The organism is Luteimonas composti (assembly GCF_042678665.1).
Taxonomy (GTDB): domain Bacteria; phylum Pseudomonadota; class Gammaproteobacteria; order Xanthomonadales; family Xanthomonadaceae; genus Luteimonas; species Luteimonas composti.
This window is the reverse complement of the sequence record NZ_JBHTKU010000003.1, coordinates 423,701-442,327: the sequence shown is the minus strand read 5'-3', so window position 1 is coordinate 442,327 and position 18,627 is coordinate 423,701. Positions and strand designations below refer to the sequence as shown.

General features: G+C 72.8%; 15 protein-coding genes. 8 read left to right on the top strand and 7 right to left on the bottom strand.

Features of this window, described 5'->3' with window-relative positions; translation table 11 throughout:
* The first annotated feature begins 62 nt into the window (after positions 1-62).
* Positions 63-1,049, top strand: a complete 987-nt coding sequence (locus tag ACFQ2D_RS10775; RefSeq protein ID WP_280941340.1) for an NAD(P)-dependent oxidoreductase — start codon at positions 63-65, stop codon at positions 1,047-1,049.
* Between the two features lie 21 nt (positions 1,050-1,070).
* On the opposite strand, the gene ACFQ2D_RS10770 is transcribed toward ACFQ2D_RS10775, so the two are convergent.
* Both ACFQ2D_RS10770 and ACFQ2D_RS10765 read right to left on the bottom strand, forming a co-directional pair.
* A complete protein-coding gene (locus ACFQ2D_RS10770; RefSeq protein WP_280941341.1) occupies positions 1,071-2,813 on the bottom strand; it encodes a GAF domain-containing protein in 1,743 nt (580 codons plus the stop codon).
* A complete protein-coding gene (locus ACFQ2D_RS10765; RefSeq protein WP_280941342.1) occupies positions 2,803-3,405 on the bottom strand; it encodes a biliverdin-producing heme oxygenase in 603 nt (200 codons plus the stop codon). Before ACFQ2D_RS10765 ends, ACFQ2D_RS10770 begins: the two co-directional genes overlap by 11 nt.
* A gap of 179 nt (positions 3,406-3,584) precedes the next feature.
* On the opposite strand from ACFQ2D_RS10765, the gene ACFQ2D_RS10760 reads away from it, so the two are divergent.
* Positions 3,585-4,427 carry an alpha/beta fold hydrolase gene (locus ACFQ2D_RS10760; RefSeq protein WP_386795662.1) on the top strand — a complete coding sequence of 281 codons (843 nt, stop codon included), beginning with the start codon at positions 3,585-3,587 and terminating at the stop codon, positions 4,425-4,427.
* 38 nt (positions 4,428-4,465) lie between these two features.
* Here ACFQ2D_RS10760 and ACFQ2D_RS10755 read toward each other — a convergent pair whose 3' ends face one another.
* The 3 genes from ACFQ2D_RS10755 to ACFQ2D_RS10745 all read right to left on the bottom strand — a co-directional run bounded on the left by ACFQ2D_RS10755 (position 4,466) and on the right by ACFQ2D_RS10745 (position 6,271).
* Positions 4,466-4,894: a YkgJ family cysteine cluster protein gene (locus tag ACFQ2D_RS10755; RefSeq protein WP_280941344.1), complete on the bottom strand. Its 429-nt coding sequence runs from the start codon at positions 4,892-4,894 to the stop codon at positions 4,466-4,468.
* A 64-nt stretch (positions 4,895-4,958) separates the two neighbouring features.
* A complete protein-coding gene (tenA, locus tag ACFQ2D_RS10750) occupies positions 4,959-5,624 on the bottom strand; it encodes a thiaminase II (RefSeq protein WP_280941345.1) in 666 nt (221 codons plus the stop codon).
* Positions 5,624-6,271: a TenA family protein gene (locus tag ACFQ2D_RS10745; protein WP_280941346.1), complete on the bottom strand. Its 648-nt coding sequence runs from the start codon at positions 6,269-6,271 to the stop codon at positions 5,624-5,626. Before ACFQ2D_RS10745 ends, tenA begins: the two co-directional genes overlap by 1 nt.
* A 234-nt stretch (positions 6,272-6,505) precedes the next feature.
* Here ACFQ2D_RS10745 and oleC point away from each other — a divergent pair, with 234 nt between their 5' ends.
* The 6 genes from oleC (at position 6,506) to ACFQ2D_RS10715 (ending at position 12,520) form a co-directional block, all read left to right on the top strand.
* Positions 6,506-8,152, top strand: coding sequence for an olefin beta-lactone synthetase (gene oleC, locus ACFQ2D_RS10740; RefSeq protein ID WP_280941347.1), 1,647 nt, complete (start codon positions 6,506-6,508; stop codon positions 8,150-8,152).
* Complete coding sequence (oleD, locus tag ACFQ2D_RS10735; protein ID WP_280941348.1) at positions 8,149-9,174, top strand: 2-alkyl-3-oxoalkanoate reductase; 1,026 nt, start codon at positions 8,149-8,151, stop codon at positions 9,172-9,174. The genes oleC and oleD overlap by 4 nt, the downstream gene beginning before the upstream one ends.
* Before the next feature lie 110 nt (positions 9,175-9,284).
* Positions 9,285-9,443: a DUF1328 domain-containing protein gene (locus ACFQ2D_RS10730; protein ID WP_280941349.1), complete on the top strand. Its 159-nt coding sequence runs from the start codon at positions 9,285-9,287 to the stop codon at positions 9,441-9,443.
* Between the two features lie 98 nt (positions 9,444-9,541).
* Positions 9,542-10,186 carry a ubiquinone biosynthesis accessory factor UbiJ gene (locus tag ACFQ2D_RS10725; RefSeq protein WP_280941350.1) on the top strand — a complete coding sequence of 215 codons (645 nt, stop codon included), beginning with the start codon at positions 9,542-9,544 and terminating at the stop codon, positions 10,184-10,186.
* Positions 10,183-11,856: a ubiquinone biosynthesis regulatory protein kinase UbiB gene (gene ubiB, locus ACFQ2D_RS10720; protein ID WP_280941351.1), complete on the top strand. Its 1,674-nt coding sequence runs from the start codon at positions 10,183-10,185 to the stop codon at positions 11,854-11,856. The genes ACFQ2D_RS10725 and ubiB overlap by 4 nt, the downstream gene beginning before the upstream one ends.
* A 94-nt stretch (positions 11,857-11,950) precedes the next feature.
* Positions 11,951-12,520, top strand: a complete 570-nt coding sequence (locus ACFQ2D_RS10715) for a type 1 glutamine amidotransferase domain-containing protein (protein ID WP_280941352.1) — start codon at positions 11,951-11,953, stop codon at positions 12,518-12,520.
* A 76-nt stretch (positions 12,521-12,596) separates the two neighbouring features.
* Here ACFQ2D_RS10715 and ACFQ2D_RS10710 read toward each other — a convergent pair whose 3' ends face one another.
* Positions 12,597-16,526 carry a translocation/assembly module TamB domain-containing protein gene (locus ACFQ2D_RS10710; protein ID WP_280941353.1) on the bottom strand — a complete coding sequence of 1,310 codons (3,930 nt, stop codon included), beginning with the start codon at positions 16,524-16,526 and terminating at the stop codon, positions 12,597-12,599.
* Between the two features lies 1 nt (position 16,527).
* Positions 16,528-18,342, bottom strand: coding sequence for an autotransporter assembly complex protein TamA (locus ACFQ2D_RS10705; RefSeq protein ID WP_280941354.1), 1,815 nt, complete (start codon positions 18,340-18,342; stop codon positions 16,528-16,530).
* Between the last annotated feature and the right edge of the window lie 285 nt (positions 18,343-18,627).

Genomic DNA, 18,627 nt, shown 5'->3' with positions numbered 1-18,627 from the left:
GGATGGCGCTATGTTGCCTTGCAACATAAGCGCAACCGGCGCGGATTGCCAAGGAGGCCGCGATGCCGCTGTACCCGATGTTCGTCGACCTGGCCGGTCGCGAGGTGCTGGTGGTGGGCGGCGGCGAGGTGGCGCTGCGCAAGATCGAGGCGCTGCTGCAGGCCGGCGCGCGGGTGCGGGTGCACGCCCATGAGTTGCATCCGCAACTGGTCGCGCTGCAGGCGCAGGGCTGCCTCGAGCGGCTCGAGGGCGATTTCGACGAGGCCTGGCTGGCGCAGGCGCAGCTGCTGGTGGTGGCGACCGACGATGCCGGATTCAACGCGAGGCTGGCGGCGCTGGCGGAGGCGCGCCGCGTGTTCGTCAACGTGGTGGACGATGCGGGGCTGTCGAGCTTCCAGGTGCCGGCGGTGATCGATCGCGCCCCGCTGCAGCTGGCGATCTCCTCGGGTGGCGCGGCGCCGATGCTGGCGCGGCGCCTGCGCGAACGGCTGGAGGCCGGACTCGACCCCGCGCTGGGGCCGTTGGCGAGGCTCTTCGCCCGGCATCGCGCCGCGATCCGCGAACGCCTGCCGGACCTGGCCCGGCGCCGGCGCTGGTTCGACGCGGTCATCGACGGTGCCGTGCCGGCGCTGCTGCGCGCCGGCCGCGAAGCCGATGCCGAGGCCGCCTTCCTGGCGCTGCTCGAGTCGAGGCATCCGGCCGGCGGCGGCCGCATCAGCCTGGTGGGCGCCGGCCCCGGCGATCCCGGCCAGCTCAGCCTCGCCGCGCTGCGGGCGATGAACCTGGCCGACGTGCTGGTGGTCGATCCGGCCGTGTCGGACGCCGTGCTGGCGCTGGCGCGCAAGGACGCCGCGCGCGAACCGGTGGCCGACGCGCCGGCTGCGGCAGGCCAGCAGGTGCGCGCCCATGCCGCGGCCGGTCGCCACGCCGTGTGGTTGCGCCCGGGCGACGGATTCCGCGTGGCGCCGTTCGACGCGGTCGCGGCGAGGCTTGCGCAGGATCCATGGCCCTGCGAGCTGCATCCGGGCATCGCTTCCGCAGGCGGCTGATCGCCGCCCTGCGGCGCGCGTCTACTCCGCCGTCGCCAGCGGGTCGCGCGCGTGGCCGGAAGCCATCACCAGCCGCTGCAGGTCCTCCTCCAGCTGCGAGATCCGCTCGGCCAGGGCCACGGTCTCGACCGGGCTCACGTGCACCAGGCTTTCCAGCAGCTCGGACATCTGCTGCAGCCGGCTGCGATGCTCGTGCACGTCGAGGTGGCCGCGGCGGGCGCGCAGCTCCTCCACCACGCGTCCGGTCGCGCCGGGATCGCGGAAGTGGTCGCGCAGCACCAGCTGCAGGCGCGCGGCCATGCGCAGCGCCGCGTCGTTCCAGGGTTCGCTGGCCCCACGCACGGTCTCGTTCCAGGCCGCGAAGCTCTTGCGCGGACCGATGCGCGTTCCGTCCTTGTCGATCACGAAAGGCTCGTCCGGAGGGCCGGCCCAGCGCACGTCCTCCACTTCCTCGCAGCGGAAGAACAGCAGCCACTCGCCGCGCACCGGATCCAGCGGCAGCGCTAGAACCCCCGCGATCCCGTCGGTGGAACCGTCCTGCGTGCTCCAGTCGGCGGCGCGCGCCGTCGCGACCGGAGCGCCGGCGCCGGTCGCCTGCGCCAGCCAGGCCTGGACGCCGGCGATGCAGGCGCTGGGCGGCGTGCGACCGGCCGTGCGCCATTGTCCGTCCCGCAGCAGCGCCACGCCGTCCGACGGCACGGTGCGCCGCACCAGTTCCAGTTCGTCCTGCAGCGCGGCGCGGCCGGACGCGGCCCGCGACAGCCGCAGCGCCAGCGCATCGCGCACCGCGCGCGCCTCGTCCTCCAGTCGCGTGGCCTCCTGCTGTTCGCGCGCGGCCACGCGCATCGAGACGAACAGTCCGAACAGGTCCGCCGCCGCGCGCACGCCCGGCGGCACGTGGCGCACCTCGCGATGGTGGCAGGCGATCAGACCCCACAGGCGGCCGCCGGCGACGATCGAGATCGACATCGACGCGGCCACGCCCATGTTGGCCAGGTACTCCAGGTGCACCGGCGAGACGCTGCGCAGCGACATCTGGCTCAGGTCCAGCGGCTGGCCGCCCGCGCTCCGGTCGGGCAGCACCGGCACCGGCGCATAGCGCGCGTCGGGGATCACGCGGATGCGGTTGTGCAGGTACAGCCGGCGCGCCTGCGCCGGGATATCCGAGGCCGGATAGCGCAGGCCGAGGTAGGAGGGCATGTCCTCGTCGCGCGCCTCGGCCACCACCTCGCCAGAATCGTCGTGGCGGAAGCGGTAGACCATCACCCGGTCGTAGCCGGTCAGCAGGCGCACCTGCTCGACCACGCGCTGGCGGAACGCGCCCTCGTCCTCGCTGCCGGCGGCCACGCGCGCGATCATCGCCTGCGCCACCACGGTCGGCGAACGGTCGCCGGCGCCGCGCTGCTGCGGTTCGATCTCGATGTGGACCAGTCCGTCGATGGCGTGCACGCTGACTTCGCACAGCGTGGCCATCGGGCCGATGTTGGCCACCGCGGCGCGCTGCGCGGGCGCGCCCGGATCGGCGAAGCCCACGGTCTCGGCGATGGTCTGGATGACGTCGCCGGTGATGAACTCGCGCAGCGAGTGGCGCAGCATGTCCTCCGGCGCCGCGCCGGTCAGCGCCTCGATGTTGGCCGAGACGTGGTGGATCGACCAGTCGGGCAGGCGGCAGCTGATCAGGTAGCCGTGGGGCTGGATGGCGCCGGACAGGTGGATCGGTTCGCTGGCGCAGCTCTGCAGGGCGCGTTCCAGTTCAGGGGTCATCGGCAGATGCGGTCTCGGCAGTGGAGGGAATGCGGTCGAAGCTGCGTTCGAAGCAGGTGCGCACCAGCGCGAACGCCGCGCGCGCGCCGGCCTCCGCACTGGCCATGCGCGGCGCATCGTCCGCATCGAAGTCCTGCAGGGACGCGCGCAGGCGGGCCCAATCGTCCGAGGCCGCGTGCCGCGACAGGAAGGTCGCACCCCGGCCCTCGCCATGGCCCAGGCGCCGGGCATCGCGCAGCAGCCCGCGCGCACCCATGCTGCTGCCGGCCATGACGTATCGCCAGCCCAGCCGCGTGGCCGCGTCCGCAGCCGTGTGCTGCACGCCCTGTGCGGCCAGGGGATCGAGCGCCAGCCAGGTCAGATCGTTCGCCAGCCAGGCCGACTGCTGCGGCAGCGCATCGGTGGCGATCTCGAAGTCCACCGTGAAACGGTGCATGCCCAGCACGTAACGCCGGTAATGGCCCGGCGAATCGAGACCATTGCCGAACAGGCCGTCGATCCCGGCGTGCAGTTCCGCAGTGGCGGCCCGCAGGCGCGCATGCGCGGGACCGGGGCCGGGCGCCGCCGGAATCGGAAGGGGGGTGGGGATCATCGTGCCAGCATACCGGAGGGGGCAGGCCCGACAGGGCCGGGCCTGTTCAGCCATGTGAGCGTGGCCGGCCCGCGCGAGCCGCCGCTTACAATGCGCGCCCGAACTCCGCGACCTGTCCCGTGCGCTTTCCCGACTACGACTTCGCCAGCCACCACCTCGAAGTGCGGCCGGGCATCCGCATGCACTACCTCGACGAAGGCCCGCGCGAGGGCGAGGTCGTGGTCATGGTCCACGGCAACCCGTCGTGGAGCTATTACTGGCGCCACCTGGTGCGCGGGCTGCGCGACCGCTACCGCTGCATCGTGCCCGACCACATCGGCATGGGCCTGTCCGACAAACCCGACGACGCGGACCGCGCGCTGCCGCGCTACGACTACACGCTGCAGTCGCGGGTGGACGATCTGCAGGCGCTGCTCGCGCATCTGGGCGTGGACGGACCCGTGACCCTGGCGGTGCACGACTGGGGCGGAATGATCGGCTTCGGCTGGGCGCTCTCGTGCATGCCGCAGGTGCGCCGGCTGGTGGTGCTCAATACCGCCGCGTTCCCGATGCCGGCGGACAAGGCGATGCCCTGGCAGATCGCGCTGGGCCGCGACTACAACGTCGGCGAACTGGCGATCCGTGGCTTCAACGCGTTTTCCGCCGGCGCGTCCTGGCTGGGCGTGGAGCGGCGCATGCCCGCCGACGTGCGCCGCGCCTACGTGGCGCCCTACGACTCGTGGAAGAACCGCATCTCCACGGTGCGCTTCATGCAGGACATCCCGCTGTCGCCCGCCGACCGCGCCTGGCCGCTGCTCGAGGCGGCGGGCCGCGCGCTGCCCGGCTACGCGGACCGGCCCGCCTTCATCGGCTGGGGGCTGAAGGACTTCGTATTCGACCACCATTTCCTGGCGCGCTTCCGCCGCGACCTGCCCGATGCCGAGGTGATGGCCTTCGACGACGCCGGCCATTACGTGCTCGAGGACAAACACGAGGTGCTGGTGCCGGCGGTGCGCGCCTTCCTCGAGCGCCACCCGCTGTAGCCGCTCGCCGGCGCGGCGGCGCCGAAGCGCCGCGTCGCTCAGGCCGCCACCGGCGGCAGCCGCGGCGTGGGCGGGCTGCTCCCGTTGTCGTCGGGGCAGTCGTCGTTGTCGGCGGCGTCGCGCCAGCGCCAGTCGGCGAGCGTGAGCGGCGCCAGGCCATGCGCCAGGCGCGCCTTGTCGCACTGGGCGCTCGGTGCGCCGTACTCCCAGGAGGCGTCCACCTGGCGGCAGACCGACGGCCGGTTGGAATGGATCGTGCAGCGCGAGTATTCGCCGATGCGCGCGTCCAGTGCCACGCAGTGCACGGGCGTGCTGTAGGTGCCGCGCATGCACAGCCGGTGCGCGTCCAGGCGCTCGGTCAGGGCGGCAGGCACGCCGCCTTCGCTGAACTCGTCCGATTCCATCCAGTGGAAGGCCACCCGGAACTGCGTACAGCAGGCGCCACAGCTCAGGCAGGGGTGGGGCATCGGAGGGGCGCGGACGGGCAGGGACGCGGATTCTTCCAATCCACCCCGGCAGCGCGCAAGAGGGTCAGCGCGCGTCCAGGCCCATCTGCCAGAAGCCGGCCTCCAGGCGCGCGGCCTTGGCGAAGATCGCCACCAGTTCGGGGAACCGCGCCTGGCTGCCGTAGCGCCGGTCGAGGTCGTCCAGCCACGCGTTGGCGCCTGCCGCCACGGCCTGGAACGCGTCGCCGGCGTATTCCGCGATCCATTCGCGGTAGGGGTGGTCCGGAGCGAGCGCGGTCGCGCCAGCCGGCGCCAGCCGTCGTCCGATCTCGGCATAGCCCAGGGTGCAGGGGGTCAGCGCGACCTGCAGGTCGAGCAGGTCGCCGGACATGCCGATGTCCAGCACCCAGCGCGTGTAGGCGACGGTCGCGGCGTGCTCCGGCGTGGCCTCCACGTCGGCGGCCGACAGGCCCCAGCGTTCGCACAGGCGCAGGTGCAGGTGCATTTCCACGTCCACGATCGCGGCCAGCCCGTCCTTGGCCGCGCGCATGTCGGACAGGCTGCGGGACTTGCACGCGGCCAGCGCGTGCGCGCGCGCGAACTGGATCAGGAACAGGTAGTCCTGCACCAGGTAATGGCGGAAGCAGTCGGCCGGCAGGCTGCCGTCGCCGAGGCCGCGCACGAAGGCGTGGTCGACATAGGCGTTCCAGTCGGCGGCGGCCGCCTGCTTGAGGCGTTCGAGCAGGGACATCAGCCGGCCTCCGCGTACACGGCGTCGAAGAACGCCAGCTCCAGCGCCACCGCACGGGCGAAGAAGTCGCGCGCCAGCGCTTCCTCGGCCGGGCCGACGCGGTCGAGTTCGCGGCGCAGGAAGGCGACGAAGTCCTCGAAGAACGGGTTGTCGTGCAGGGTGATCCACTCGGCGTGCACGAAACCGGCGGGCAGCGGCCGCGGCGCGCGCTGCGCCCAGTCCAGGTACAGGCCTTCGGCGACGTTGAGTACCGCCAGCGCGGCGGCATACGAGCGCGTCGCCGCGGCCTCGCGCATCAGCGCCTTGAAGCCGGCCGTGGGCGCGGCGTCCGGCGGGGCGGCGCGCGCGGCCTCGTCCACGCCCAGCGCCTCGAACGCGCGCAGGAAGTAGTCGTTCTCCTCGCTGCAGACCATGCCGGCGAAGCGGCCCAGGCGCAGCCGCGCGGCGAAGCTGTCGGCGCTGGCGATGGCCGCGCCCAGCAGGGTCACGAAGGCGTCGATGAAGCGGTGGTCCTGCACCAGGTAGCGCGCCATGTGCGCGTCGGCGATGCGGCCGCTGCACAGCTCGCGCACGAAGCGGTGCTCGACCGCCCGCGTCCAGGCCGCGGCGTGCTCGGCGCGCAGGCGTTCGTTGAAAGCCGGGTCCATCGGGTCCTGTTCCTCTTGGAGCGCAAGGGCGGCGCGATTGTCGGACGCCGGCGGCGGAACGTCCATGCGCAGGCAGTGCGTCCCGTGGCTGGCGGCTGCGCGTTGGCCACGCGGCCGAGACTGCGCGCCGACCGCAGGACGGGGCCGACGCACCGGGCAGCAGGGGGCCAGGGCGGCGCGCCTGCGCCGCGGGCCACCCGCAGGCCGCGCGCGCCAGTCGGCGATAATCGCGCCATGACCGCTCCCTGCAACATCGCCGCCGCCCTGCCGCGGCTGGCCGCCGAGGCGCCGGAACGCGTCGCCATGCGCTGCCCCGGCCCGCGCGGCGACTACGCGGTCTCGCTGCGCTATGGCGAACTCGATGCCCGCAGCGACGCCATCGCCGCCGGCCTGGCCCGCCGCGGCATCGTGCGCGGCACCCGCACGGTGCTGATGGTACGGCCCACGCCCGAGTTCTTCCTGCTGATGTTCGCCCTGTTCAAGGCCGGCGCGGTTCCGGTGCTGGTGGATCCGGGCATCGACAGGCGTGCGCTGCGCCAGTGCCTGGACGAGGCGCAGGCCGAAGCCTTCATCGGGATCCCGCTGGCGCAGCTGGCGCGGGTGCTGCTGGGCTGGGCGAAGTCGGCGAAGGTGCGCATCACCACCGGGCGCCGCGCGCTGCTGGCAGATGCCACCCTGGACGAGGTCGAGCGCGCGGGCGCCGGCGCGGGCCCGCAGCTGAGCGACACCGCGCCCGACGAGGTCGCCGCGATCCTGTTCACCAGCGGCTCGACCGGCGTGCCCAAGGGCGTGGTCTACCGGCACCGGCATTTCGTCGCGCAGATCGACATGCTCCGCGGGGCCTTTGGCATCGAGGCCGGTGGCGTCGATTTCCCGACCTTCCCGCCGTTCGCCCTGTTCGATCCCGCGCTGGGACTGACCTCGATCATCCCGGACATGGATCCCACCCGCCCCGCGTCGGCCGACCCGCGCAAGCTGCATGCCGCGATCGACCGGTTCGGGGCCGACCAGCTGTTCGGGTCGCCGGCCCTGATGCGGGTGCTGGCCGACCATGGCGCGCCGCTGCCGACGCTGCGCCGCGTGACCTCGGCCGGCGCGCCGGTACCGCCGGACGTGGTCGCCCGGATGCTGGAACTGCTGCCGGACGGCGCGCGCTTCTGGACGCCCTATGGCGCGACGGAATGCCTTCCGGTGGCGGTCATCGAGGGCCGCGAACTGCTGGCGCTGCGCGCTCGCACCGAGCAGGGCGCCGGCACCTGCGTGGGCCGCCCGGTGGCGCCGAACGAGGTGCGCCTGATCCGCATCGGCGACGCGGCGATCGCGGAGTGGTCGGACGCGTTGCTGGTGGCGCCCGGTGAGGTGGGCGAGATCACCGTGGCCGGCCCCAGCGCGACCGACAGCTATTTCAACCGCGAGGCGCAGACGCGGCTGGCCAAGATCCACGAGCGCCTCCCCGACGGCAGCGGGCGCGTGGTCCATCGCATGGGCGATCTCGGCTGGTTCGACGCGGAAGGCCGGCTGTGGTTCTGTGGGCGCAAGTCGCACCGGGTCGAGTCGGCCGATGGTCCGCTCTACACCGAGCAGGTCGAGCCGGTGTTCAACGTGCATCCGGACGTGCGCCGCACGGCGCTGGTTGGCGTCGGTGCGGCGGGTGCGCAGCGGCCGGTGCTCTGCGTCGAGCTGCGCCAGGGCGTTGCCGTCGCGCAGCAGCCGCGCATCGCGCGCGAGCTGCGCGAGATTGGCGCGGGCCATGCGCATACCGCTGGGCTGGAGACGATCCTGTTCCACCCGCGCTTTCCGGTCGACATCCGCCACAACGCCAAGATCGGCCGCGAAACCCTGGCGCGGTGGGCGGCCGCGCGCATCGGGAGCCAGGCATGAAGATCCTCGTCACCGGCGGCGGCGGCTTCCTCGGACAGGCGCTGTGCCGCGGCCTGGTCGAACGCGGCCACGAAGTGGCCAGCTTCAACCGCGGCCGCTATCCCGCGCTCGACGCGCTCGGCGTACGCCAGGTACAGGGCGACCTTGCCTCCGCCGACGCGGTGCGCGGGGCCGCGGCGGGCATGGACGCGATCTTCCACAACGCCGCCAAGGCGGGCGCCTGGGGGAGCTACGAGAGCTACCACCAGGCCAACGTGGTCGGCACCCGCAACGTGCTCAAGGCCTGCGCCGCCCACGGCATCGACCGGCTGGTCTACACATCCACGCCCAGCGTCACCCACCGCAAGACCCATCCGGTGGAAGGCGGCACCGCCGACAGCGTGCCTTACGGCGAAGGCTTCAAGGCGCCGTACGCCGCCACCAAGACCATTGCCGAGAAGGACGTGCTGGCCGCCAATGGTCGCGAGCTGGCGGGCGGCGCGCGCCTTGCGACGGTTGCGCTGCGGCCGCGCCTGATCTGGGGTCCGGGCGACCAGCAGATCCTGCCGCGTCTGGTGGAGCGCGCGCGGCAGGGTCGGCTGCGGCTGGTCGGCGACGGCAGCAACCGCATCGACACGACCTATATCGACAACGCCGCGCAGGCGCACTTCGATGCGTTCGAGCACCTCGCCCCGGGTGCTGCCTGTGCCGGACGCGCCTACTTCATCAGCAACGGCGAGCCGATGCCGACCCGGGAGATCGTCAATGCGCTGCTGGCCGCCGCAGGCGCGCCGCGGGTGGACGGCACCATCCCGTTCGGGCTGGCCTACGCCATCGGCGCGGCCTGCGAGACCCTGTGGCCGCTGCTGCGGCTGCAGGGCGAACCGCCGATGACGCGGTTCCTGGCCGAGCAGCTGAGCACCAGCCACTGGTACTCGATGGAGCCGGCGCGCCGCGATTTCGGTTACGTGCCGAAGGTATCGATCGCCGAAGGCCTGCGCCGGCTCGAGGCCGCCTGGCGCCAAGGTCCGCCGGCTGGCTGAGTTCACGACGGCATCACCCCGGCCTCACCGGCCCGCGACCGGACCTGCCTTAGCGTTCCCCGTGCCCCCATTCCACGGCCCGGACGGGCCACGCCACGGAGACGCACATCATGCTTCGCTACGCCATCATCTTCTTCGTCATCGCGCTCATTGCCGCCGTGCTCGGCTTCAGCGGCATCGCCGGCGCCGCCACCAACATCGCCTGGATCCTGTTCGTGGTGTTCGTGATCCTGGCCATCATCTCGCTGCTGCGCGGCAAGCGGGTCTAGCCGGTCCGCGACGCACCGCGACCAAGCCCGCCGCACGGCGGGCTTTTTCGTGGGCGGGCGTCGCGTCCCGCCACCCGCCCCGCCGTACAATGCCGCGCATGGCCAGCGACTCCTCCTCTCCCTTCAACGTGCTCAAGCCCATCGCCGGTCGCGCGCTGGAGCTGGCGCTCAACCGCGCCCTGGCCCTGGACGCGGACACGCGCGAGGCCCTGGCCCGGCTCGACGGCCGCGTCGTCGAACTGAGCCTGGCCTCGCCGCCGCTGGCGATGCGCCTGCGCGTGGAGGGCGAACGGCTCGCCGTCGGCCCGGTCGACGGCACGGGCGAACCCGACCTGGCGGTGCGTTCCACCCTGGCCGGCATGCTGGCCCAACTGCCGTTCCTGCGCCGCGACGACGCACCGGCCGTGGGCCGCGTTCGCGTCTCCGGCGATGCCGAACTGGCGCGGCAGCTGCAGCGGCTGGCCGAGCGTTTCGATCCGGACTGGCAGCAGCCCTTCGTCCGCGTGTTCGGCGAGGTGATCGGCGTGCAGGTCGCCGGCGCGATCGCGGGCGGGCTGCGCCAGATGCGCGGCGTCGGCGGAGAACTGGCGCGCAGCGCCGCTGCGTATGTCACCGAGGAATCGCGCGACGTGGTGCCGCGCGCGGAGCTGGAGGCCTTCCTCGACGACGTCGATGGCCTGCGCGACGACGTCGACCGCCTCGCCGCGCGGGTGTCGCGTCTGTCGACCGGGGGCACGGTTTGAGCAGCAGCGTGCTGCGCGCGGCGCGCATCGGCCGCGTGCTGCTGCGCTACCGGCTCGATGCGCTGCTCGACGGCACGCCCGCCGAGCGCTGGCTGAAGCTGATGCGGCCGTTCGTTCCACGGGCCTCGGCGGCCATCGCCGCGCAGCCGCGCGGCGCGCGCCTGCGCCTGGCGCTGCAGGAGCTGGGGCCGATCTTCGTCAAGTTCGGCCAGATCCTGTCCACCCGCCGCGACCTGCTGCCGCCCGACATCGTCGACGAGCTGGCCCTGCTGCAGGACCAGGTGGCGCCGTTCGACGGCGACGCTGCGCGGCTGATCGTGGAAAAGGCGCTGGGTGCGCCGATCGCCGGACTGTTCGCCAGCTTCGACACCGTCCCGCTGGCCTCGGCCTCGATCGCCCAGGTACATGCCGCGCGGATGCACGCGGCGAACGGCATGCCGGGCCGCGAGGTGGTGGTCAAGGTGCTGCGCCCGGGCATCGATCGCCAGATCGCCGGCGACATCGCCCTGCTGCGCAGCCTCGCCGGCCTGGTCGACCGCACCCATCCCAACGCCGACAAGATCCGCCCGCGCGAGGTGGTCGCCGAGATCGAGAACACCCTGGCGGCGGAGATCGACCTGCAGCGGGAAGGCGCCAACGCCTCGGTGATGCGCCGCTTCTGGCTGGCCTCGCCCGACCTGTACGTGCCCGAACCGATCTGGTCGCACACCACCGACAACGTGCTCACCCTGGAGCGCGTGCACGGCATCAACAGCGACGATGTCGCCGCGCTGGACGCGGCCGGCATCGACCGCCGCGCGCTGGCGGCCAAGGGCGTGCGCGTGTTCTACACCCAGGTGTTCCGCGACAACTTCTTCCACGCCGACGCCCACGCCGGCAACATCTGGGTCGATCCCGAGCGCAAGGCCGATCCGCGCTTCATCGCCCTGGACTTCGGGATCATGGGCCAGCTCTCCAGCGAGGACCAGTACTACCTCGCCGAGAACTTCATGGCGATCTTCAACCGCGACTACCGGCGCATCGCCGAGCTGCACCTGCAGGCCGGCTGGATGCCCGCGCACATCCGCATCGACGAACTCGAGGCGGCGGTGCGCTCGGTCTGCGAGCCGTACTTCACCCGGCCGCTGTCGGAGATCTCGCTGGGCGAGGTGCTGGGCAAGCTGTTCCGCACCGCCCAGCGCTACGAGCTCACCCTGCAGCCGCAGCTGATCCTGCTGCAGAAGACCCTGCTCACCATCGAGGGCATCGGCCGCCTGCTCGACCCGAAGATCGACATCTGGGCGGTCGCCCGCCCGGTGCTCGAACGCATCCTGGTCGAACGCTACAGCCCGCGTCGCCTGGCCTCCGAGTTCCGCCGGCAGCTGCCCGAACTGATGACCCGCGCCCCGGAGATGCCGCGCCTGCTGCACGCCTGGCTGCAGCAGCAGGTGGAAGGCCGCCACGAGCTGCGCATGCGCTCGCAGGACGTGGTCGACATCACCCGCACCCTGCAGGCGCTGCAGCGGCGCATGGTCGCCGCCATCCTCGGCGTCGGCCTGCTGGTGGTGGCCGCGGTGCTGTACGCGCTGGAAGCCGGCGGCCCCGCGTTCGCCGGCGTGCCGCTGTCGTCGTGGGTGGCCGGCGTGGGCGGCCTCTGGGCGATCCTGGCGGCGCTGCCGCGCCGCAGCTGACGCGGTCCCTTGACGCAAGCGAGACGTTTCCTTCGCGGCGCCTGAGCGCGCCGGGCGCTAGCGTGCGGGCTCACTTCCCCGCAGGAGCGCATCGATGAGCCATCTTTCCGGAAAACGCGTCGCCATCCTCGCCGCCGACGGGTTCGAGCAGTCCGAACTGCTGGAGCCGCTGAAGGCGCTGAAGGAGCACGAGGCGCAGGTCGACGTGGTCTCGCCCAAGGGCGGCCACGTGCAGGGTTTCGAGCATTTCGACAAGGGCGAGCAGGTGAAGGTCGACGTCGAACTGGCCAACGCCGACGCCGGCAAATACGACGCGCTGGTGATCCCCGGCGGCCTGTTCAATCCCGACGCGCTGCGCGTGGACGAGCAGGCGCTGGCCTTCACCCGTGCCTTCTTCGAGGCAGGCAAGCCGGTCGCCGCGATCTGCCATGGCCCGTGGGTGCTGGCCAACGCCGGCGTGCTGGAAGGCCGCACCGTGACCTCGGTGCCCAACATCCGCCGCGACCTCGAGAATGCCGGCGCGAAGTGGGAGGACGAGGAAGTCGTGGTCGACCAGGGCCTGGTCACCAGCCGCACGCCCGACGACCTGCCGGCCTTCTGCGCCAAGCTGGTCGAGGAGATCGACGAGGGCAGGCACGCCGGGCAGAAGCGCTCGGCCGCCTGAGGTTGCGCAGGCGCGACCCGCGCGGTCGCGCCTGCCTTGTATCCATCGCAAGCAGCGCCGCCGAGGCGACCCCGCCTCAGTCGCTTTCGTGCCGGTAGTTCACCGAGCCGCGGCTTTCCAGCGTGCTCGATTCGATTTCGATGTCGAAGCCGCGGCGCAGCAGGTACTTCAGCGTCAGCACCTGGCCGGTACCGAGCAGCGACACGCCGAAGCCGACGTACAGGCGCGGGGAGAGCTGCTTGCCGATGCCCAGCACGCTGCCGCCAAGCGCGCGCGATTCCGACACGCCCGCATCGTCCAGCCCCAGCTTTGCGCCGAGCTGGCCGGCGAGCATGCTGCCGCCGGCGGTGAGCGCTGCCGACGCCGCGTCGAGCTGGCGTCCCTCGGCGCTCGACAGGTTGGACAGCGGACGGCCAAGCGCGAGGTAGGAGAGCGCCTGCGAGTTGTCACTGGCCGGGTCGGTCCACACGTCCGCCTGCGGCGCCGAGGCGCGGCCGGTGACGCTGATGCCGGCGGTGACGTCTTCGGCCTCGATGCGGCGTTCTGCGCGGATGTCCAGGCGCGGGTCGGACACCGGGCCATCGAAGGTCAGCCTGCCACGCGTGACCTGCAGCTTCTGCCCGTAGGCGGTATAGCGGCCGCCGACCTCGAGCGTGCCGCTGCCGGTCATCTCGCGGCCCGGGTAGGCGCGCACGCGCATGCTGCCGCCGAGCGTGCCGTCCAGGCCGAAGCCGCGCAGGCGCACGTCCTCGCCCATCGCCAGGGTGAGGTCGAGCTGCAGCGGGGATCCGGGCCCGTCGTCGGGATCGACCGGATCGAGCACCACCACGTCGGGCGAGGTCGATACGCCCTGGTCCAGGCGCTCGAGGTCGATCAGCGCGCTGGGCACGGCCACGGTACCGGTCACGGTCAGCGGCTGGCCCGCGGCGTAGCGCAGCTCGATGTCCGGGTCGGCGACGATGCGCAGGTCGCGCGTGTTGGAAGCCACCACGTCATCGCCGGTCAGGCGCAGCAGCAGGGGCGCGCGCGCGTCGCGCCAGTTGAGGCTGCCGTCGATGGCCAGGCGCCCGCCGCCCGACAGCACGCTGCCGCCGATGCGGGCGCTCCCGTCGTCCTGCGCGTCCAGCGAGACGTCGCCCGATTCGAGCAGGATGCCGAGCGCGGGCAGTTCGGTGCTGAACCCGCTCAGGCGCGCCTGCCCGCCGAGCGTGGGCGTCGCGCGCCGGCCGCCGAGCTGCAGGTCGGCGGTCAGGCGGCCGGCCGGCTCGACGATGTCGGGCGAGAACAGCTCGAGCCAGGTGAGCTCGTCGGTTTCGGCGCTGAGCTCGCCGGCCAGCGGCGAGGACGCGTCCCAGCCGGTGGAGACGCGCGCGCGGACGTGGCCGTCCTCGTTGAACACCGTGGACAGGCTGGCTTCGATGCGGGCCGCGTTGAAGTCGGCCTGCAGGCGCAGGTCGCGATAGCCCAGCAGGTCGTTGCGCGAGCGCGCGCTGTTGCGCAGGCCGCCGTCGGCCGATCGCAGGTCGAGTTCGCCGGCCCAGGCGCGGCCGGCCGGTCGCAGCCGGCCTTCGAAATCGACGTCGCCGCGCAGCACCCACGGGCGTCCGCCCTCGCGCTCGGGCAGCCATGGCGTCACCAGGGTCAGCGGCAGGCCCAGGCCCGCGACCGACACCCCGCGGCGCGGCCAGTCGGCCTCGGCGCACAGCGCGCCGCCACCCTCCGCGCCCAGGCAGCTGCGCGACAGGGTGAACGCGGCGCCGCGCTGGCTCCAGCGCGCCGGCGCCTGCAGCCGCCAGGCCGGACCGCGCACCAGCTGCAGCTGCAGGCCGTCCAGCGCGCCGCCCCAGCCCGGGCCATCGCGGCGCGCGCTGCCCTGCAGCGCCAGCGTGCCGAGTTCGCCGCTGCGCGCCTGCGCATCCAGCGCCAGGTTCTCGACCGCGCCGCGCGCGTGGACACGGGCCTGGTCCAGTGCGACCCCGGCCTGGAAGCCGCTGCCTTCCAGCACCAGGTCGCCGCCGCCCTGCGACCAGGGCAGGCGCCCGCGGACCGACAGCGACGCCGCCGCGTAATCGCCCCAGCGCAGGCCGCTGCCTTCGAGATCGGCTTCCAGGTCGGGAGTCTCGCGCGCGCCACGGGCCTGCAGCGTGCCGCTCAGGCGGCCGGCCGCCTCCGGCAACAGGTCGGCCAGGTCCAGCGGGGAGAAGCGTGCATCGAGTTCGAGGCGCTCGGCCAGCGTGCCGCGCGCATCGACGCGGCTGCCGCCGATGGTGAGCGCCGCCTCGCCCTCGTAGTCGGTGCGGGTCTGCCCGGTCGCCGGACCGTGCATGGCGAACGTGGCCTGCCCGGCGATGCGGCGCCCGCGCAGCTGCCCGCCTAGTTCGCTCGCCTGCACGTCGAGCTCGAGGCCGCCGTCGTCGGGCAGGCTACCGCGGCTGGCGATGCGGCCGTCGATGGCGCCGTCGAAGGCGGGCACGAAATAGCCCGGGTCGAAGCCGGCCAGCGTGGCGTCGAGGTCCCAGCGCAGCGCCGGCGCCCAGCCGACCTCGCCGGTCGCATCCAGTCGCCCGCCAGGCGTCGTGGCGCGCAGGGCGGCCAGGCGCAGCGTCTCCAGGTCGCCGCGGCCGTCGAGTTCGACCTGGGCGCGCAGTTCGTCGCGCGCCAGATCCGCCTTGCCGATCACCGCCCAGGCGCGGCTGGTGCCGGCGATGCCGAGGTCGGCGTCGATGCCGACCGCCGGCGCCGGATCGGCCGGTTCGGGATCGTGCGCCTGCGGGTCGCCGCCCAGGCGCAGCCCGCGCGCGTTGACCGCGAAGCGGAAATCCGCCGCGCGCGGCTCGCTGAAATCGCCGCGGCCGCGCGCGGTGATGCGGCCGTCGAACACGTCCAGCACCAGCGGCTGCAGGTCCAGTACCTGCTCCTCCAGCTTGAGCTTCGAAGGCTGCAGCACCGCGTGCAGCGTGCCGCGGCGCAGTTCGCCGCGCGCATCGGCCGCGCCGCCGATACCGTCGGCCTGCAGCGAGAACGCCATCGGCTCGCCCGCTTCGCCGCCGGTGAGCAGGGCCGGGTCGAAGGCGTTGGAGTCCGCGCGCAGGCTCCACTGCCTGCCGCGCAGCGCCAGCGCCAGCCGCAGCGGGTCGGGCGCATGGCCGACGACGGCCACGTCCATCAGGTCGAGGTCGCCGCGCGCCACCAGGCCGATGCGCGGCCGCGGCCGCGGGAACGAGGCCGGCAGCAGCGCGCTGGCGGTGAGGTCGGTGCGGTAGTTGTCGTCCGGGGCGTACACGCCGTCGGCGGCGAAGCGGCCACGGTCGCTGTCGATCACCAGGCTGGCGATGCGCAGCTCGCCCTGGCGCGCGTCGAGGCCGCCGCGGATGCTGGCGATGTCGATCAGCGGCTGGCCCGTGCGGGTCACGTGCAGGCCGTCGACGCGGATGGTGTCGGCCTGCAGCGACAGCGGCAGGTCGATGCGCGGCAGCACTTCCGGCCAGGTCGGGAGTTCGAACGGTGTGTCCGCTGGCTCGGGCAGGTCCAGCGCGGCCCCTTCCACGTCCAGCGCGTCCAGGCGCAGGCGCCGGCCGATCAGCGGGGTGATCGCGGGGTCGAGCACCACGCGGTGCGCGCCGAAGGTGAGCACGGTCGGGTGTTCGCACTGGCCGTAGGGCACGGGCTCGCCGTCCACGTCGGGGCAGCCGCGCTGCACGTAGCGCACGTCGTGCAGGACCAGCGGGCCGGAAGCCGGGCCCTCGGCGCGCGCCCAGGTGAGTTCGGTGCCGGCGGGCAGCGCCGCCACGATGCGCGCGAGCAGGAAGTCGCGGCCACCGAACGTGGTCAGCAGCCAGTACAGCAACACCGCGCCCAGCACCGCCAGCGCGCCGGTGGCCAGTGCGCTGCGGACGGCGAGCACGCGCAGGCGGCGTCGCCTGCGCTCGCGCAGTTCGGCGATGCGCCGTTCGCGCTCCTCGGGGCTGATGTCGTCGGGCAGTCGCGACCGGCGGGGAAAGGCCATCTCAGAACTCCGCGCCGATGCTCAGGCCCACCGTGAACGGCGAGTCGGGGTCGTCCAGGCCGCGTGCCAGGTCCACCTTGACCGGACCCACCGGGGAACGGAAACGCGCGCCGATGCCCACGCCGGTATGCCAGTCCGGCGAGCTGCCGTCGAAGGCGCTGCCGCTGTCGACGAATACCGCCGCGCCCCAGTTGCCGTAGAAATAGCGCTCGTACTCCACGCTGGCGGTCAGCACGTTGCGCGCGCCGGTGGCGAGGTAGCCGGTCTCGCGCAGGTTGCCGTCCCCGTCTTCCTCGTAGCGGGTGATGCGCGGGCCGACCTCGCGCCATTCGTAGCCGCGGATGCTGCGGTCGCCGCCGGCGTAGAAGCGAAGGCTCGGCGGCATGTCCACCAGCGCGCTGGTGGTGGTGTAGCCGGCCTCGGCGCGCAGGATCAGGCGCGCGTTGTCGCCGAGTCCCTTGAACGTGCTGGCGCGCGCGTGGATCTGGGCGAAGCTCGCGTCCGAGCCGACGCCTTCGACGCCGCTGCGCAGCACCAGCGAACCGCCGGCGCCACTGGTCGGGAAAATGCGGTCGTCGACGTTGACGTAGTCCGCGCGCACCGACGGATAGGTAAAGGTCGCATAGCGGTAGGCCAGCGGCGTCGTCGGGTCCTCGTCGTCCTCGGTGGAGTACGCCCAGCGTTCGCGCAGCACGTGCAGCGAAGCGGTCAGGTCCACCTGGCGGCTGTACTGGCCGCTGCGGCTGCCGACCAGCTCGATCCGGCGCGTGTCGATGTAGTCGGTCTGTTCGTCGTAGCCCTGCGCGCTGATCGTGTACCAGCCGTCGCGCCAGGCGAAGGCGGGAATACGGTACTGCAGGGTCAGCGTCTTGCGCTTCTGCGCGTAGTCCAGCTGCGACAGCGCCTTGTGTCCGCGCGTGTTGACGTAGCGCCGCTCCAGTCCCAGTCGCACGCCGGGACCGCTGTCGGTGCCGTAGCTCAGGCCGGCGGTGTAGATGTTGCGCTTGGCCGGGGTGAGCTTCACCGTCACCGGCACGCGGCCATCGACGGCCTGCGCCGGATCGGGCGTGATCTCGATGTCGCCGAAGTAGTCCAGCCGCGCCAGCGAGGTGCGCAGCCGGTCGATGCGGCCCTGGTGGTAGTAGTCGCCTTCCTTCCAGTACACGAGGTTCTCGAGCAGCTCGTCGCGGATGACCGGGCGGGTCTGCTCGAAGATCGTCGGGCCCATGTCGTAGCGGATGCCGCTGGTCCAGACCAGTTCGATGTCGGCGGCGTTCTCCGCGCGCGTGACCTCGACCCGGCGCGAGGAGAAATCCGCGTCGAAGTAGCCGCGTTCGGTGAGGCGGCGGCTGATGCGGATCTTGCTGGCCTCGTAGTCGGCGTGGTTGAAGGTGGCGCCGGGCGAGGGAATGAAGTCGTCCAGGTCCGCCTGCAGGTAGCGGTCCTGCGAGCCTTCGCCGATGATCGCGATGTCGGAGTTGCGCACGCGCACCGGCTCGCCGGGCTCGACGCGGATGGTCACCGAGACGCTGCCGTTGTCGCGGGTCCGCTCGACCTCGATCTGCGGGGAGTAGAAGCCGAACGGTTCCAGCGCCTCGCGGGTCTCGTCCTCGGCCGCCCGCACCAGGTAACCCATGCGCCGGCCGCTCACGTCCTGGCCGGCGGCATCCACCAGCGACAGCGACACGCGCACGTTGGCCTCCATCTCCTCGTCCAGGCCGAGGATGCGTACCTCGCCCACGGTCACCGCATGCGCGGTGGCGGAGGACAGGAACAGGACGGCGGCGAGGGCGGCAACGCGGCGGGGGAGTCGCATCGGCGAAGGATACCGAAGGGGCGTTGAAAGACGTTTAACGGATCCGGGCTGGAACGCTGCCGCATCGCGTGCGAGGCTCCGGCTGGCCCCCACCCAACCCTCCCCCGCAGGCGGGGGAGGGCTCGGAGCTGCGCGGGGTCATGCGCCAACGAGGCGCCGCTGCACGCCGGCCTGCCAAGCCTGTTCCAATGCCCGCGTTGCCCGCATTGCCCGCATTGCCCGCATTGCCTGGGTCGCCCGCATTGCCGGCATTGCCCGCATCGACCGCATCGACCGGATCGACCG